Genomic DNA, 14,682 nt, shown 5'->3' on the forward strand with positions numbered 1-14,682 from the left:
GAAAGCTGACTGCCTCAACCGCCTTTCGGGCGCATCGTCATCTCACCATCATATAGGAGACGCGAGGCGCAAAGAGAACAGGCAATCGTATTCGCCGGCGGCGGGCGGGAGTTAGCTCCCGGAAGCTGTTTCCGGATCGAGGCGACGTTCCGGAACCGGCATACGCTTGAAGGTCGGTTCGTTCTTGTCCGCCGCTTCCATCGAAGGGACATTTTCCGCCGGTGTGACGGTACCGGTCATGACCTTGACGTCGGGATCGACGGCTTCGCTTTCCGCGAACTGGGTGTTGAGAAACTCATAGGCGATACGAGCGCCTTCGCGCGCGCGATGACCGAGAGCGACGAAAGTCTCCGCACCCTTCTCGCAGACGTCCGGCTTCTCCACGCAGATGGCGCTTATGTATTGGAAGGCTTCGTTCGCTGCGGAGAAGGTGCCGCCGATCTCCATCTTCGGACCGTGCTCGAGTTTCTCGCTGCTCGATGGGTCAAGAAACGGCAGCAGCACCAGCACCAGCGAGAACCAGAAGGTCGCCTTTACGAGAAACCACATCTTGCGCCATCCTTTTTTGCCTGCGGCTCCGGCCGTGGTGTTTACGCTTGGAAACTAGCGCAGGAATCACAAGGCCGTTTTTCCAAAAACAACGGTATTTGCTTCAAATTCTAATGAAATGCAGCGTTCCCGTCTTCGCATAGCCGCTTTTCCCTGATTTTGGCGATCGTCGTTAACGTTCGTGGCGCGACCGCGCCGTTTCGACGCCTGAATCCTCGGCACCTGTCGTCGAAACTCTGCCCAAATCGTTAATGCAAACCAAAAAATCCACGAAAATCCGCTGCTTACGCGCCGTTAACCACAACTGACGATGCTCGCCCGGATTGCCTCAAATCGGGAATTTTCGACCGTCCGGCGCGCCCCCGGAGAGCGGCCGTTTATTCTTTCATTAAGTCGGGGATGCGAGATTCGGGTCATCACGAGGCGGTCGTCCGCGGCGACGCGGAACGCTCCGAAACTGCCTCGCAAAAACAACAAATGCGGCAGGGCAAGGCGTGAGTTTACTGCGTGACATGGCTGGCAAATGGACATCCCTTGTGGATGAAGCGGCCGCACCTCGGCTTCCGCGCGGCGCTCCCGGGTCGGCAATTGCGCGTCACGACTTCAGGCATTTGCGTGCCGTCGCTGCCGTATCCTTGACCGCGTTGCCGATCGTCCCGCTCGCATTGACGCTGGCATTGCCCGTGTCCGCCGCGCTGCCGGCGGGAGCAGCGCTTTGGGCCTCGGCGTCCCTGCTGGCGGCGGCTGCAGCATTGGCCGGCGGGCGCGGCTTGCCGAGCGCGGTCCAGATGGAAACCGCGTCTGCACCGGAATTGCCTGATCTCAATAGGGCTTATAACCTTTTCGCCGGTTTGGTGACCGTGCACGATACCCGGGGGCACGTCCTGTCCGTCCACGGCCGCGATGCGAACGAGTATCTAAAGCTCATGCGCGATCCGCATGGGCGTGGCTTCATCGAGCAGATCCACGTTTCCGATCGCATCGCCTTCATGAGAGCGATCGATTCGCTGAGGCTGGACGGCGAGCGGTCTGCCGTGGACATCCGCCTGGAACGGACGTCGGCGGATGGCGCCCAATTCGCACATATCTATTGCGAGATGACGCCGCTCCGAGACGCTGAAGGAAATCTCCTGGCGATTGTCGCCCAGTCGCGCGACGTTTCCGAAGAGGCTCATTTGCGGGCAGAGGCAGCCGCCAAGGCTGCACACGCGGAGTCGGCCAACGACGCCAAGACACGGTTCCTTGCCGCGGTCAGCCACGAGTTGCGCACGCCCCTCAATGCCATCCTCGGCTTTTCCGACGTTCTTGCCGGCGAATATTTCGGCAAGCTCGAAAACGACCGCCAGCGCGAATATGTGTCGTTGATCCATCAGTCCGGCACGCATCTCCTCTCGGTGGTCAATACGATGCTGGATGTGAGCAAGATCGAAGCGGGCCGTTACGAGCTTCTCCGCGAGCCCTTCCGTGTCGCCGAAGCCATCGCTGCCTGTGAGGCCATGCTGTCGCACCAGGCACATGAGAAAGGCGTGCGGCTGGCGAGCCGCGTGACCCGATCGGTCGGCGAAATCAATGCAGACCAGCGTGCCTTCCAGCAGATCCTCATCAATCTCGTCGGCAATGCCATCAAGTTCACCGAACGGGGCGGGCTTGTCACCGTGGATGCCGCGCTCGAAGGCAACCTGCTGAAGCTTACGGTCAGCGACACCGGAATCGGTATCGCCGCCGACAAGTTGCAATTGCTCGGCCAACCTTTCGTCCAGATTCAGAATGACTATACCAGACGCTACGAGGGTACCGGACTCGGTTTGTCGCTGGTCAAGGGACTTGCTGAACTGCATGGCGGCGATTTTTCGATCCGCAGCGCGGAAGGGGAAGGCACCGTGATCGTTGTTTCCATCCCCTGCGATGCCTCCGGCGCGGCCGAAAGGGGGTGCGCGAGCGCGGCTGTGACAGTGGAGTTCCCGCCGCGACTGAAGCTGCGCGGAGACGGAAAGAGCGATACGGGAAAGCCGGCAGTGGCCGAGGCTCTCCACAACGACATGAGCAGGGAAGGGGGACATGGCGCCGCGCAAGCGAAGACAGCCTGAGCGCAAGCGGGCGGCGCGGCGGGGAACGGGTCTTGCATTGCGCGGACTCGCTTTCGTCGGCCGTGGCCTGGTGCTCACCGGTCGCCTGATCTCCCGTCACCCGGTGAGCGCCGGCGGGTCGGCGATCTTTGCCGTCGTCTTCAGTTTCGTTGCAGCAAACGCTATGTGGTATCAGAACGGTACGCATCCCTCGCCGCTTCTTCGTACCCGCGTGCCGCTCGTCAGTCCCGAAGTGGCCGAGCGCCTTGCCGCCGCCAAAGGCGAACCCGTCGAGCAGCGCGACGTGACGACCTTTGTCATAGAGCGGGAAAGCGAGGCGGCAGCCGACGATTCGGCTGCGGCCGGGTCCGCCGAGCAACGGGTAGGTCTTCCGGCGCAGGACGTATCGGGTTCGCTCGATGCACCGGCATCGACGCTGGTTGCGGATATTCAGAAGGAACTCGCACGGATCGGTCTCTACGAAGGAGCGCCGGACGGCCGAAGCGGGCCGAAGACCTCGGCGGCGATCCTCCGCTTCGAGAAGCAGGCGGGCCGTGCGGAGACGGGTGCGCCAAGTGTCGAGCTGCTTCGGGAGCTGCGCAGCGCCGGCGGCTCCCTGCCGGCCGTTGCCACGCCCGCCAACCGGCCCTATGCCGACCCGAAGACGGTTCCGGCCGATGCGGATCCGGTTGCCGCTGCCATCCGCAGCGCCGAGAAGGACAATGCGCTGGCCCCTCGCGCGGACGCCAGCGTCTCGAACGAAATGGTGATGAACATCCAGAAGGGCCTGAGCAATCTTGCCTATGCGGATGTCGTCGTCGATGGCGTTGCCGGCGATCAGACGCGCGCCGCCATCCGCCATTTCGAAAAACACTATCGTCTTCCCCAGACCGGAGAACCCAGCGCCAGAGTTCTCAAGAAACTGAAGGAAATCGGAGCGCTCTGACTGCGGGGGACATGAAGGACGGTTGTCGGCCCTCTGGTGATCGGTCGCTCGGTTTGCATCTCGCCGGTCGCGCGTGTATCAGGCCCGCATGCGCCTGAAGTCCCATATTTTCGTCTCCTCGCTTTTGCGGAACGCCTTTGGCCGCGGCGGGTACGCGGCGGTGCTGCGCAAAGGGGCGGAGGACGCCGGCGCGATCTTCATCCGGCAGCGCGGACGATCGGGCTATGAGACGCTTTACGCGCCGGCGCCGCAGAATTTCTTCGATGAAGAGGGAGATACGACACGCCGGTTCGAGGTGCGGTTGCGGGGCGCCGAGCCTGAAGCGGTCGAACGCGCGCTCTCCTCGGAGGTCCGCTTCGACCCGGACTGCTGGATTGTCGAGATCGAACTCGACGACTGCGGGGCGCTGTTTGATGTCGTGGGCGACGGAGCATGAGCCCAGACGAGGGATGAGGGCGGAAAACTCACGCAGTTTCCTCATTCCGCTCTAGCGCCGGCCGAAGCCCAGTTTTGCGTGCGCCGACTTGCTCTGAGTTGACGGATGCGCCTCGTGACGGCGCGGATCCGCGGGTCGATTTTCCGCCAGAAGGCCTTCATGGCGGGTTGGCTTCGGTCCCGCATCGGCACGAAGCCAGGAAGCCACCCTTTCGCTGCTCGCTTGCCGGTCGAGACTTCCGATCACCGCTTCGGCACGGCTGCCGCCACCTATCCTTTCGGAAAGATGCGGATAAAGCGCCTCGATCACGCGCCTTTCCTCGCCCGCAGGGAAGGCGAGAGCTGCAAGTGTTGCGGCGAGTTGCTGGCCGGAAACATCCAGCAATATACGGTCGGTGAGGGCGCGGCTTGCTCCGAGCGCATCTGCGAGGGCTGTGGAGAAGAGCGTGGTTTCGCCGTTGCGCGCAAAACGGACGAGCAGCGCGCAATGAAGCTCACCGATGGGCTGGACCCGCGCTGTGTCGGACCTCTCCTGTGACCCGGCGCGCGCAAGTGCCTTGATTTCAGCGCGCAGCTTTTCTTCGCGATCTGCGACTGCCACTGGCGCCTGCGTCTGTGGATCGCCCTCCAGGGAGCGCCCGCCGCCCTCATGGAGGGGTGCGGCAAGGTGAGGGGGCTGATGATGCTCGACGAGGGCATCGATCACCGAAGGCGAAAGGTTTTCCCGACGGGCAATGGCGTTCGCATGGGCCGGACCCTGATGGCGAATAACGGAAACGAGCACGCGATCGGAAATGGCTTTCGCACGGGTGAGGAAAGCGGCGGCGATGGAAATGGGCATGCTGCCGATCAGCAGGGCCACCGGTTCGGGCACATGGGGGCATTGGGATAGCGCCGCCGCCGCCTGCCGCCGGGCTTCGTTGCTGGAGCCGAGGAAGAGCGGCTCGAACAGTTCGGCAAACTGTTTCATGTCGGACCTGCCGGGGAGCCGAAGGCTCTCGAAGCCGGTGACGGTCGCCATCAGCACGACGTCCTTCAGCCGCCCTGTCTGCGGCCGTTCCAACTCACGAAACCGGTTTGTCACGACATATCCTAAAACGCAAAGCATGACGGCATTCCGACGGCTCGGAACGACACACGTGTCTAAAAGTAGATCGAAATCGTTAGCGCAGCATTAACTATGGACGTTGGGGCTTTATTCAGGCTTGCGTCATTCCCGTGACTGGCGCCCTCCCTGCAGGGGAAGGTCGCTGTCCCCAGTCATAAAAAGTCCACAAGCGCTCCTATCTGATCCGGCTGACGGCAAATGGCCGGAAGCGAGGACGGGCTGCGGCCCCTCACGTGGGAGATTGATTTGTGACAAGAGTATTTTTGCGGGCAGCGGCTGTCTGTGCGCTGCTGCTCATGCCCGCGGTCGCATTGGCGGCCGAAGGCTTTGCGACGGCCAACGTCAATATGCGATCGGGACCAAGCACATATTATCCGGCAGTTACAGTCATTCCGGCCGGCGAATCAGTGGAAATCCACGGCTGCCTGTCGGACCGCCCCTGGTGCGACGTTTCCTTCTACGGCGGACGGGGATGGGTGGCGGGCCGATATGTGCAGGCCGCCTATCGCAGCAGGCGGGTCTATGTGGAGCCGGAGTACTACCGACCGCTGGGGATTCCGACAGTCGTCTTCGAGTTCGACAGCTATTGGGATCGGAACTATCGCGGCCGTGATTTCTATCGTGAACGCGACCGTTGGCGGCACGACCGCAACTGGAATCGCGAGCGTGAACGCGACCTGCGTGAATGGCAGCGCCGCCAGGTGAGGGAACGTCGAAACTGGGAGCGCGATCGGGAGAGGGAGTGGCGTGAATGGGAACCGGAGCGTGGCCGTGACGCTGATCGCTGGCGGCGCAGGATCGAGAGGGCCGAAGGGGAACGGCCGCATCGCTACGAAGGGCAGAGGACCGTCGTGGAATGTGAAATCGGCGATTTCCGCTGCCAAGAATAGGCGCGGCAACCCGATTGCTTCGCTCCGGGCCGGCGGCGATTGTCGCCGGCCCGTCCTGCCGCCGATGGGCTTTGCGTCGTTCCCCGTGGGAACCAATCCGGTCTCGACGCGTTGAAATCGCGCAAAGGGTGACACCGGAATGGCAAGGAGCGGAGAGATGGCGGAAAAGAATCTCGCGGCGGTTGGCGCAGAGACGGGTGCCGAAACGCGGACTTCGGACGCGCAGGCCGAGTTGGAGTCCCAGGTCCAGGAATTGAAGGCCGAGATTGCCCGACTGACTGAGACAGTCTCGGCTATCGGAACCGGAGCCAAGGCGGTCGTGCAGGGGGAAGCGGAACTGATGACGCAGCGTGTCCGTGAGCGCGTCCGCGAGGAACCGATTTCGACGTTGCTGACGGTTGCAGGCGTGGCTTTCCTTTTCGGTCTGATTGCGAGGCGCTGACGGGCAGCTGCCGGATTTGCATACCCCCAAGATTGAGGATTGCGCGAGGTTGATGCGTCATGGTCTGGATTAACAAATGGTTAACCAGGCTGTGGCTCAATCGGGACAGGGCGGTTATTATCGCCTCGCCCCCGATGCGGAAACGACGACATCCGGGTGACCGGAAGAAGGAGTGAGTGAGAAGGGCGCGTCTGTCCGGGGGATCCGGAAAATGCGCTAGCCCGCGAAAGGGCAGGGTGAAATCTGTACGGTAGTTCATCCGTCTCGTGAGACTATGGAGACGAGCATGGCAGACGTAATCAGAATGCAGGATCGCATCGTCAAACGCCCCCGACGGCGCCCCGTCGCGACGGGCAGCGCCAAGGTGTTGTTCTTCACGGGTATCCGCTACGAGCGCCTGGACGGTCGCGGGCCACAACCGACTGCACCGGCTGGCCGTCAGGCCAAGAAACAGTAAACGCGCGGGCGAAGCGCCGGCAGCGCCTGCCCGGGCGGTGCGGTCGTTCGCCGCCAAGTCTCAGTTCCCCACATCCCAACGTCCCGCCCCGCCATTGCCTTCGCCATTATCGCTGGAACGGCTCGCACCTTGATTCGGCGAGGAAATTGCGGACCAGTTCCTCGAAGCTGTCGAGAGGTGCCAGGGCTCGCAGGACTGCGTAGCCCTCCTCGTCCTTCATCTCGATCATGATCGATTGCGCCAGCGCTTCGGGTGGCGACTTGCGCAGTTCGACGAGCTGGATCGGTGTGGCCACCACAAGATCGAGATCGCCGTTGACAGCCGTTTGGTCGTTCATGCTGAAGACCTCGTTCGACCCGCTGTCGAAGACCGCAAGCGACCAGAAGGGCACGTCGCCGCGTCCGACGAAGCGGGCTGGCGCATCCGCCACCGAGAAGCTGCAGACGGCCGTGCGCAAAAAGGGATCGGCGTTGCTCATGCCGGTCGGCCCGGGTTCTGCCGTCAAGGGGAAGAAACTGTCCATCTCAAGCAGGCCGAGCACCCGCGTATAGGCATCGCGGCCGGTGAACTGTGGCAGGGTGAGTATGATGACGATGTGGAGGAGTGCTGCTCCGACGAGGCCGACGACAATGGCGAAGAAGATGCTACGCATGGCCGCACCCGGTCTTGACGATCTTTGGCATTGCAAGGTCAATCAGGCCGGAGGAGCCTGCCGTTGGCGTGTCGAGAAGTGTCAGTACGAGCTTGAAGCTGCCCGTGTGCCGGATCGCCAGCCAGTTGTCGGGCTGCGCCACGGGGGAAACGTGGATGACGAAGCGGCTGTCCTCGGTGCGCAGCACGGTCCAGGAATTGATCGCCGAGGGCAGTTCGGGCCCAGGCAGCATCGCGGTCCCGTCGGCTGCCGCCGCATAAAGGGTCCAGAACCGCGCCGGCGGCGTGATACCGGAAATATCGTAGGAGCAGCCGGCCGATAGGCGGGCGCCGGTATCGTCCGTGAGTGCGGTGAACGCCAGTCCCTCGGCTCCGCCATAGAGCAATTCTCCCGCGCGGGCGCGGTGTGCCTTGGCATAGGGATCGGCGGATACCGTCTGCGCGTCGGGAAAGGCGATCCAAGGTCCGATAGCGATGGAGCCGAAACCGGCCGTTGCCTTCAGTGCCCATACGGCCGACCCGATTCCGCCGCCGAACGCGACAAGGAGGGCAAGAGCGACAAGGAGGGGAACTCGAAACAAGAGGCGGCTCTATCGAATGTTGTGTCGTTTACCCTGTCGGCGCGCATGGCGGCGCCGCCCGGCTTGTTCGCCAGAGAACGGATTTCTCACTGCGAAGTCAATTGTTTGTCGTGCCCGACATGGGGCCGCAAGTCGACGCCGTGATCCGTCGGCTCGAGTACGGCCACTTTGCCGCCGGGCCCTTCGCGCGCCTTCAGCGGTTGCGCGTTCTCGAATGTATTGCCGATCTTTTTCAAGAGCCGGGTTGCGTCCGCGGAGAGTGACCGCGGCCGCACGAGCGGCGGCAGGGCGTTTTCGTCCGGTTTGGCGGTTTCGGCGGGCTGCTGCTTCGCCGGCTTGGCGGGGACAATTTCGATGCCCGGAATGGCCCGGTGCTCGATCCCCTGTTCGGCATAGTCCATCAGCCGCTTGAAGGTCATCGCCGGGAGGGAACCGCCTGTCATTTCGTCGGTGGAGGTATAGTCGTCATTACCGAACCAGACGGCGGTGGTGTAGTCACCGGTAAAGCCGACGAACCAAGCGTCGCGATAGGCCTGTGTCGTCCCGGTCTTGCCGCCGGTGACGATGCCGTTGGCGAGGGCAGCGCGCCGGGCCGTGCCAATGACCGGAATCTGCGTCAGGATGCGGTTCATCGAGGAGACCGCCTGTTCGCTCAGCACCCTGCGTGCGGGCGGCGCGTCGCGCCCGAAGTCATAGAGAATATCACCGTCATAGTTGAGAATCTGGCTGATGCCGTGGCGCCGCGACTGGAACCCGCCGGCCGGAAAGACCGCATAGGCCGTCGCCTGGTCGAGCACCGTGACTTCGGAGGTGCCGAGCGGCATTGTCTTGTCGGTGCGAATCGGGGTCTCGACGCCCATTCTCTTGGCGGTCTCGGCAATGATCTCCGTGCCGAGCTTGTCCTTGGCGAGGCGGACCGGAATCGTGTTGATCGATCTGGCGAGCGCGTTCATCAGCGTTACCCGGCCGGAATATTTGCGGCCGTAGTTCTGCGGCGACCAGCCACGCCAGGTGATCGGCGCGTCGACCACGACGGTTTCCGGTGTCATGCCCTTTTCCATCGCGGCAGCGTAGGTATAGACCTTGAAGGACGAACCCGGCTGGCGCAGCGCGCGCGTGGCGCGATTGAACTGGCTTTCGCCGTAGTCGCGGCCGCCGACCATCGCCCGCACTGCGCCGCCATGCTCGACCATGACGAGAGCGCCCTGCTTGACCTTGTAACTCTCGCCGTACTGCCTGAGGCCCGATTCGACCGCTTCCTCGGCGGCTTGCTGCAGCCCCATGTCGATCGTCGTGCGCACGATCAGTGAATGTTGCGCAAAGGGGGCGGCAATGCGCTGAACCTCTTCGAAGGCCCAGTCGAGGAAGAAATCCGGTGCCTTGACCTGGGCGCGGTCGACGACGGAGGCGGGGGTGAGGCGGGCGGCGATTACCTGTCCCTCCGTCATCAGACCGCCTTGGACGAGGTTGCTCAGGACCTCGTTGGCGCGGGCACGCGCCGCCGGCAGGTTCACATGCGGGGCATAGCGCGCCGGCGCCTTGAAGAGCCCGGCGAGCATTGCCGACTCGGCAAGATTGACGTCGGTAATCGCTTTGCCGAAATAGAATTGCGCCGCCGCCGCCGCGCCGAAGGTGCCGCCACCCATATAGGCGCGGTCGAGATAGAGGCGGAGGATTTCCTTCTTCGACAGGTTGGATTCGAGCCAGACGGCGAGGAAGGCTTCCTTGATCTTGCGTTCGATCGTTCTCTCATTCGAAAGGAACAGGTTCTTGGCCAGCTGCTGCGTGAGTGTCGAGCCACCTTGAACGACTCCGCCGGCGCGGGCGTTCTCGGTCATCGCGCGCGCGAGCCCGAGAAAGTCTATTCCCCAATGGTGGAAGAAGCGCCTGTCTTCGGTGGCGAGGACCGCCTTTATGAGGTGATCGGGCAGTTCGTCGATCGGAACGGAATCCTCGTGGATGATGCCCCGGTGGCCGATCTCGTTGCCGTAGCGGTCAAGAAAGGTGACGGCGAAATCGCTCTGCGCACGCCAGTTGCCCTTGGTTTCCTCGAAGGCGGGAAGGGCGAGCGCCAGCATCAGCACGGAGCCCGCTGCGCCCAGGGTCATTCCTTCGCCAAGCACTTCGAAGAGAGCTCTTTTCCAGCCGCGTACGCGAAACCGGCGGAAGAAGATGGTGGTATCCTCCCACCATTCGGCGAGCCGGAATCCGGCGCTCCATACGGTCGAGTCGATCCAGGAATCGATCCGAAGAAAGATATGTCGCCTTTTCGGCCGGTTGTCCTCTTTCCTCGGTTCCTGCACGGCTTTCATGTCCCGAAGGTTCTGCCTCATGACGATATTTGCACGGGGCGACGATCCAATCTACTTGCATATCGCGCAGCCCGCCTTAAAAAACCGGCAATTTTCTGCGAAGTTTCCATGTTGGTTCAGATTTTACGAAAGTGTGACTTTATGGGCGAAATGCCTTTCTGGAAGACGAAGGGTCTCGAGGAGATGAGCGGCGCCGAGTGGGAAAGCCTCTGCGACGGATGCGGGCTTTGTTGCCTTAACAAGCTTGAGGATTGGGAAACCTGCGAAATCGCCTGGACCTCGATCCGCTGCACGCTGCTGGATGGAGAAAGCTGTCGTTGCAAGGATTATGACAATCGTCAGGCAACCGTTCCGGATTGCATTCAGTTGACGCCGCAGGCGGTGCGCGAGATCGCCTGGCTGCCGCCGACCTGCGGTTATCGTCTGGTCGCCGAGGGAAGAGATCTCTACTGGTGGCACCCTCTCGTCTCCGGCGACCCGGAGACCGTTCATGCGGCCGGCATATCCGTGCGGGGGCGCACCGTTGCCGAGGACGGCATCGATGTCGAAGACTATGAAGATTACCTTGTGACGTGGCCGCTCGAGGTTGGCATGGAGCCGGCCGAGTAGCGCTTGGTGCCGCTTGCTGCAACGGCTCTGCGTCTCCGATGAGACGCGAGACGCCGTATCGTCGTCAGTGACGGCCGTCTTTGGTTACGAGGCTCCTCGGCGCGACGTTGCGCCATGCGGTTTCCATGGACTGGCGAACGAGTTCGTCGTCGGCGCCGACGAAATAGAGCGACGTCCAACCGCGTGCACCCCAGCCGCCGGGAACTGCGGCGCAGACGCCCGGCTCCATCTCCAGAAGCATGCGCTGCTGGTCGGGTGTGAATTTGAATACCGCGCGGCCGGCCTCCGGCAGGGACATGAAAATCCGGTTGCCCACACGGAAATCCCGTGCACCGAAATGGGCATTTTCCTGGGTTCCCGGAAGGCTCAGGGCCAGCTTTTCGATTTCTTCGGTCAGCATGCTGGAAGATTAGCATGGAATTGCCGTTTGGCAAAAATCCCACGCCGACGGGGACGCGGCCGGCGCAGTTCACTCCGCCGGCGGAACAGGCTTCTGTGCAGCCTCGCCGACCGTGCGCATTTCGCGCCACTCGTTTTCAAACCGCTCGAGCAGCGATTGAGGAATTCTGGACTGCGGTGATACCGGCGGCTTGTTCGCGAGCGTCTTCATCCGGTCCTCCTTTGGGCGAGACGATTGGAATGGGCGGACGATTTCACATGATAAAGACTTTGTAAATCAGCGGTTTAAATGATTTAAACGATTGAAAAATATTTAAATCGATTAACTTTCAAGCCAATCCACAGGAACGAGGCCAGCCCTCGTGCCGCGCCCTTGCCGGGTCGGAAAAGAAGCTGCGAGTGAACAGGTGCGTTCGCAAGCAGTCCGACTTCACTTGGTCTGCGTCCAGAAAAATCTGGTTTCCATTGAGTAAGCGCAGCCAAGCGGCTCGAAGGGTCGTCAATTCCGGAAGAGGCTTGCGCCCTGAAGGGACGCTTGCGTGGCGGCTGCCGGGCTACAATCTATGGTCGCTTTCTGCTATCGGAAGTCAAGCATCCGCTGGACGCGGTGCGCCCGGCCTCGGGGCCGACATTCATTTGCCATTCAGCCTGTATCGGTTAAACATTTTGCCATAGTGCTTCCCAAGTCGAAAGTGCGTTCATGTCTTCAGCAATGACCATAGCCGCGCTCGCCGCAGGCCTCGCGGGCTTTTCGCCGCCTGCCGTCAACATGCCTGCGGTTGTCGTCCGCGTGGCTGGCGATTGCAGCGCGGCCGCCGCGCAGGTGGTCGCCGAGACGGGTGGCGAGCTGCTTTCTGCCCAACCGACCGGCGACGGGCAGTGCGTGGTGACGGTGCTGATCCCCGGCAATGGAGGGCGCCCCAAGAAAGTCACGGTGAAAGTGCCTATGTAAGCTCTTTCGGGGTCTCCGAAAGCAAGGGAAGTGGACGAGAATGCGCATTCTGATCGTCGAGGACGACACCAATCTGAACAGGCAACTGGCTGAAGCTCTGAAGGAGGCCGGTTATGTCGTAGATCAGGCCTATGACGGCGAGGAGGGCCACTATCTCGGGGACGCGGAGCCCTATGATGCGGTCATTCTCGACATCGGCCTTCCGGAGATGGATGGCATCACCGTTCTCGAAAAGTGGCGCGCAGACGGAAAGACCATGCCGGTACTGATCCTGACGGCCCGCGACCGTTGGAGCGACAAGGTCGCAGGCATCGATGCCGGCGCCGACGATTACGTTGCGAAGCCCTTCCATGTCGAGGAGGTGCTCGCCCGCATCCGTGCGCTGATTCGCCGGGCCGCCGGACATGCGAGCTCCGAGATCGTCTGCGGCCCCGTCCGTCTCGACACCAAGGGCTCCAAGGCGACTGTCGGCGGCGTGGCGCTGAAGCTCACCTCGCACGAGTTCCGCCTGCTTTCCTATCTCATGCACCATATGGGACAGGTGGTTTCCCGCACCGAGCTCGTCGAGCACATGTATGATCAGGACTTCGATCGCGATTCCAACACGATCGAGGTTTTCATAGGCCGGCTCCGCAAGAAGATCGGCAATGATCTGATCGAAACGGTGCGCGGCCTCGGTTACCGCATGCAAGCACCCGGCAATGGCCATTAGATCTCTCACGGCGCGCGTTCTGGCGGTTTCGACCGTCTGGGCCGTCGTTGCCCTCGTGGTTATCGGGGTGGTTATCTCCGCCCTTTACCGGCAGGGGTCCGAGCGCGGCTTTCAGGATCTGTTGCGGGCGCAGCTCTACAACGTCATCAACTCGATCTCTGTCGACGAGAAGGCCGCGCTCTCCGGAAGCCCGCAGCTCGGAGACCTGCGCTTTTCCCAGCCTCAGACGGGCTGGTACTGGATCGTCGAGCCGATCGGCGAATTCGACACGCCGCCGCTGATATCGACTTCACTCGGTACGGCGAAGCTGCCGATCGTCAGCGTTGACGAGGTCCCCTTCGATATCCGCTACGAGCGGTTCTACACGACGACGGATCCGTTCGGAAACGAGGTCGAGGTGGCCGAAACCGAGGTCGTTCTCGACATTCAGGGCCACGCCGCGCGCTTCCGCGTTGCCGGCAACCGCGATGTGCTCGAGGCGGATATCGACCGCTTCACGCGCAACCTCACGATCGCCTTGTCGATTTTCGGTCTTGGCGGCCTCGGGGTGAACGCACTGACCATCCTTTTCGGGCTGAAGCCGCTCGACCAGGTGCGCCGTTCGCTCGAAAAGATCCGCACGGGGGAGAGCGAGCGGCTGGACGGCGCTTTCCCGCGGGAGATCCAGCCGCTTGCCAACGAGGTGAACGCGCTGATCGACAGCAATCGGCGCATCGTCGAGCGCGCGCGCATGCAGGTCGGCAATCTGGCCCACTCACTCAAGACGCCGATTGCGGTATTGCTCAACGAGGCGAGAGTGCTGGAGGTACCGCACGGCGAGCTGGTCAGGGCCCAGGCGGACGCCATGCAGACACAGGTGCAATCCTATCTCAGCCGCGCCAGGATCGCGGCCCAGAGAGGGTCCGTGCTGGCGCGGACCGAAGCCCAGCCGGCACTCGAAAGGATCATGCGGGTGATGCGGCGCCTAAACCCGGAGAAGCAATTCAGCCTCTCGATCAACCCGCCCGGACTGGTGCTGGCGATGGAGCAGCAGGACGTCGAGGAAACGGTCGGGAACCTGCTGGAAAACGCCGCCCGTTACGCTCATGATAAGATCTCGTTGAATGTTGAGCCGGCCCCCGAAGATGCGCGCGAAAAGGAGCCGGGCCGCCAATGGATCGTGCTCCAGATCGACGACGACGGACCGGGGCTCGACCCCGATCAGATCGCGGTGGCCATGAAGCGGGGCAAGCGCCTCGACGAGAGCAAGCCCGGAACCGGACTCGGTCTTTCGATTGTAAGCGAGATCGTGGGCGAATATCAGGGCAGCGTGGAACTGAGCCGCCGCGATGTGGGCGGGCTGCGGGCAACGCTCGTACTCCCGGCCGCGGTCTGAGCGCAAGCCGGGTTGCGGCGGAAGCGCGCCGATCGTGATCCGGCGGTCACACCCGTGTCTGAAAATGCCGGTGCCGGCAAGCGGCAGTTGCCTCTAACCGCAGGTGGTGCAAAAAGAATTCGACCGGAGCCCGCTGTTTCGATGGATATGCCCCGAGGCACGCCGGCGACCGACAACAGGAATTGAGTAGCGCGTATC

16 protein-coding genes and 1 pseudogene are annotated in these 14,682 nt (G+C 62.3%); 10 read left to right on the forward strand and 7 right to left on the reverse strand.

The window, feature by feature from the left end; all coding sequences use genetic code 11:
• Positions 1-111: 111 nt before the first annotated feature.
• Entirely contained in the window at positions 112-549 is a 438-nt protein-coding gene (locus SINAR_RS0114775) for a DUF5330 domain-containing protein (protein WP_027999825.1), read from the reverse strand.
• A 512-nt stretch (positions 550-1,061) separates the two neighbouring features.
• Here SINAR_RS0114775 and SINAR_RS0114785 point away from each other — a divergent pair.
• From SINAR_RS0114785 to SINAR_RS0114795, 3 genes are all read left to right on the forward strand, one after another.
• Positions 1,062-2,636 (forward strand): sensor histidine kinase, encoded by a 1,575-nt coding sequence (locus tag SINAR_RS0114785; protein WP_033057442.1) that lies wholly within the window; start codon positions 1,062-1,064, stop codon positions 2,634-2,636.
• Entirely contained in the window at positions 2,608-3,561 is a 954-nt protein-coding gene (locus SINAR_RS0114790) for a peptidoglycan-binding domain-containing protein (RefSeq protein WP_027999827.1), read from the forward strand. Before SINAR_RS0114785 ends, SINAR_RS0114790 begins: the two co-directional genes overlap by 29 nt.
• Positions 3,562-3,649: 88 nt before the next feature.
• Positions 3,650-3,997 (forward strand): DUF1491 family protein, encoded by a 348-nt coding sequence (locus tag SINAR_RS0114795; protein ID WP_027999828.1) that lies wholly within the window; start codon positions 3,650-3,652, stop codon positions 3,995-3,997.
• A gap of 51 nt (positions 3,998-4,048) precedes the next feature.
• Here SINAR_RS0114795 and SINAR_RS0114800 read toward each other — a convergent pair whose 3' ends face one another.
• Entirely contained in the window at positions 4,049-5,104 is a 1,056-nt protein-coding gene (locus SINAR_RS0114800) for a DUF2336 domain-containing protein (protein ID WP_027999829.1), read from the reverse strand.
• A 248-nt stretch (positions 5,105-5,352) separates the two neighbouring features.
• Here SINAR_RS0114800 and SINAR_RS0114805 point away from each other — a divergent pair, with 248 nt between their 5' ends.
• The 3 genes from SINAR_RS0114805 (at position 5,353) to SINAR_RS01000000133535 (ending at position 6,893) form a co-directional block, all read left to right on the forward strand.
• Entirely contained in the window at positions 5,353-5,994 is a 642-nt protein-coding gene (locus SINAR_RS0114805) for an SH3 domain-containing protein (protein ID WP_027999830.1), read from the forward strand.
• Between the two features lie 157 nt (positions 5,995-6,151).
• Positions 6,152-6,436: a hypothetical protein gene (locus SINAR_RS0114810; protein WP_027999831.1), complete on the forward strand. Its 285-nt coding sequence runs from the start codon at positions 6,152-6,154 to the stop codon at positions 6,434-6,436.
• 241 nt (positions 6,437-6,677) lie between these two features.
• Entirely contained in the window at positions 6,678-6,893 is a 216-nt protein-coding gene (locus tag SINAR_RS01000000133535; protein ID WP_419761334.1) for a hypothetical protein, read from the forward strand.
• A gap of 106 nt (positions 6,894-6,999) precedes the next feature.
• On the opposite strand, the gene SINAR_RS0114820 is transcribed toward SINAR_RS01000000133535, so the two are convergent.
• The 3 genes and pseudogenes from SINAR_RS0114820 to SINAR_RS01000000133540 all read right to left on the reverse strand — a co-directional run bounded on the left by SINAR_RS0114820 (position 7,000) and on the right by SINAR_RS01000000133540 (position 10,458).
• The gene (locus SINAR_RS0114820; protein WP_027999832.1) at positions 7,000-7,545 is read right to left on the reverse strand and encodes a DUF1254 domain-containing protein; all 546 of its coding nucleotides are present in this window, start codon (positions 7,543-7,545) and stop codon (positions 7,000-7,002) included.
• On the reverse strand, positions 7,538-8,125 hold the full coding sequence (locus SINAR_RS0114825; RefSeq protein WP_027999833.1) for a DUF1214 domain-containing protein: 588 nt from the start codon (positions 8,123-8,125) through the stop codon (positions 7,538-7,540). The genes SINAR_RS0114820 and SINAR_RS0114825 overlap by 8 nt, the downstream gene beginning before the upstream one ends.
• A 97-nt stretch (positions 8,126-8,222) precedes the next feature.
• Positions 8,223-10,458 (reverse strand): annotated as a pseudogene (locus SINAR_RS01000000133540) (transglycosylase domain-containing protein).
• 120 nt (positions 10,459-10,578) lie between these two features.
• Between SINAR_RS01000000133540 and SINAR_RS0114835 the strand changes: the two are divergent.
• The gene (locus tag SINAR_RS0114835) at positions 10,579-11,046 is read left to right on the forward strand and encodes a YcgN family cysteine cluster protein (RefSeq protein ID WP_027999834.1); all 468 of its coding nucleotides are present in this window, start codon (positions 10,579-10,581) and stop codon (positions 11,044-11,046) included.
• A gap of 64 nt (positions 11,047-11,110) precedes the next feature.
• Here SINAR_RS0114835 and SINAR_RS0114840 read toward each other — a convergent pair whose 3' ends face one another.
• Together SINAR_RS0114840 and SINAR_RS1000000137370 are read right to left on the reverse strand one after the other, a co-directional pair.
• Complete coding sequence (locus SINAR_RS0114840; protein WP_027999835.1) at positions 11,111-11,446, reverse strand: MmcQ/YjbR family DNA-binding protein; 336 nt, start codon at positions 11,444-11,446, stop codon at positions 11,111-11,113.
• 69 nt (positions 11,447-11,515) lie between these two features.
• A complete protein-coding gene (locus SINAR_RS1000000137370; RefSeq protein ID WP_167333601.1) occupies positions 11,516-11,656 on the reverse strand; it encodes a hypothetical protein in 141 nt (46 codons plus the stop codon).
• Between the two features lie 489 nt (positions 11,657-12,145).
• Between SINAR_RS1000000137370 and feuN the strand changes: the two genes are divergently transcribed.
• Genes feuN through feuQ form a run of 3 tightly spaced genes read left to right on the forward strand, consistent with a single transcriptional unit; the run spans position 12,146 to position 14,484 of the window.
• The gene (feuN, locus tag SINAR_RS0114850) at positions 12,146-12,397 is read left to right on the forward strand and encodes a two-component system FeuPQ modulator FeuN (RefSeq protein ID WP_027999836.1); all 252 of its coding nucleotides are present in this window, start codon (positions 12,146-12,148) and stop codon (positions 12,395-12,397) included.
• Between the two features lie 40 nt (positions 12,398-12,437).
• Complete coding sequence (gene feuP / locus SINAR_RS0114855) at positions 12,438-13,109, forward strand: two-component system response regulator FeuP (protein WP_027999837.1); 672 nt, start codon at positions 12,438-12,440, stop codon at positions 13,107-13,109.
• The gene (gene feuQ / locus SINAR_RS0114860) at positions 13,099-14,484 is read left to right on the forward strand and encodes a two-component system sensor histidine kinase FeuQ (RefSeq protein WP_027999838.1); all 1,386 of its coding nucleotides are present in this window, start codon (positions 13,099-13,101) and stop codon (positions 14,482-14,484) included. Before feuP ends, feuQ begins: the two co-directional genes overlap by 11 nt.
• The last annotated feature ends 198 nt before the right edge of the window (positions 14,485-14,682 follow it).

The organism is Sinorhizobium arboris LMG 14919 (assembly GCF_000427465.1).
Taxonomy (GTDB): Bacteria; Pseudomonadota; Alphaproteobacteria; order Rhizobiales; family Rhizobiaceae; genus Sinorhizobium; species Sinorhizobium arboris.

What these genes read in the sequence shown, in the direction of transcription:
- SINAR_RS0114775 (WP_027999825.1), bottom strand. Translation starts at nt 549, where the DNA reads ATGTGGTTTCTCGTAAAGGCGACCTTCTGGTTCTCGCTGGTGCTGGTG.
- SINAR_RS0114785 (WP_033057442.1), top strand. Translation starts at nt 1,062, where the DNA reads ATGGCTGGCAAATGGACATCCCTTGTGGATGAAGCGGCCGCACCTCGG.
- SINAR_RS0114790 (WP_027999827.1), top strand. Translation starts at nt 2,608, where the DNA reads ATGGCGCCGCGCAAGCGAAGACAGCCTGAGCGCAAGCGGGCGGCGCGG.
- SINAR_RS0114795 (WP_027999828.1), top strand. Translation starts at nt 3,650, where the DNA reads ATGCGCCTGAAGTCCCATATTTTCGTCTCCTCGCTTTTGCGGAACGCC.
- SINAR_RS0114800 (WP_027999829.1), bottom strand. Translation starts at nt 5,104, where the DNA reads ATGCTTTGCGTTTTAGGATATGTCGTGACAAACCGGTTTCGTGAGTTG.
- SINAR_RS0114810 (WP_027999831.1), top strand. Translation starts at nt 6,152, where the DNA reads ATGGCGGAAAAGAATCTCGCGGCGGTTGGCGCAGAGACGGGTGCCGAA.
- SINAR_RS0114820 (WP_027999832.1), bottom strand. Translation starts at nt 7,545, where the DNA reads ATGCGTAGCATCTTCTTCGCCATTGTCGTCGGCCTCGTCGGAGCAGCA.
- SINAR_RS0114835 (WP_027999834.1), top strand. Translation starts at nt 10,579, where the DNA reads ATGGGCGAAATGCCTTTCTGGAAGACGAAGGGTCTCGAGGAGATGAGC.
- SINAR_RS0114840 (WP_027999835.1), bottom strand. Translation starts at nt 11,446, where the DNA reads ATGCTGACCGAAGAAATCGAAAAGCTGGCCCTGAGCCTTCCGGGAACC.
- SINAR_RS1000000137370 (WP_167333601.1), bottom strand. Translation starts at nt 11,656, where the DNA reads ATGAAGACGCTCGCGAACAAGCCGCCGGTATCACCGCAGTCCAGAATT.
- feuN (WP_027999836.1), top strand. Translation starts at nt 12,146, where the DNA reads ATGTCTTCAGCAATGACCATAGCCGCGCTCGCCGCAGGCCTCGCGGGC.
- feuP (WP_027999837.1), top strand. Translation starts at nt 12,438, where the DNA reads ATGCGCATTCTGATCGTCGAGGACGACACCAATCTGAACAGGCAACTG.
- feuQ (WP_027999838.1), top strand. Translation starts at nt 13,099, where the DNA reads ATGGCCATTAGATCTCTCACGGCGCGCGTTCTGGCGGTTTCGACCGTC.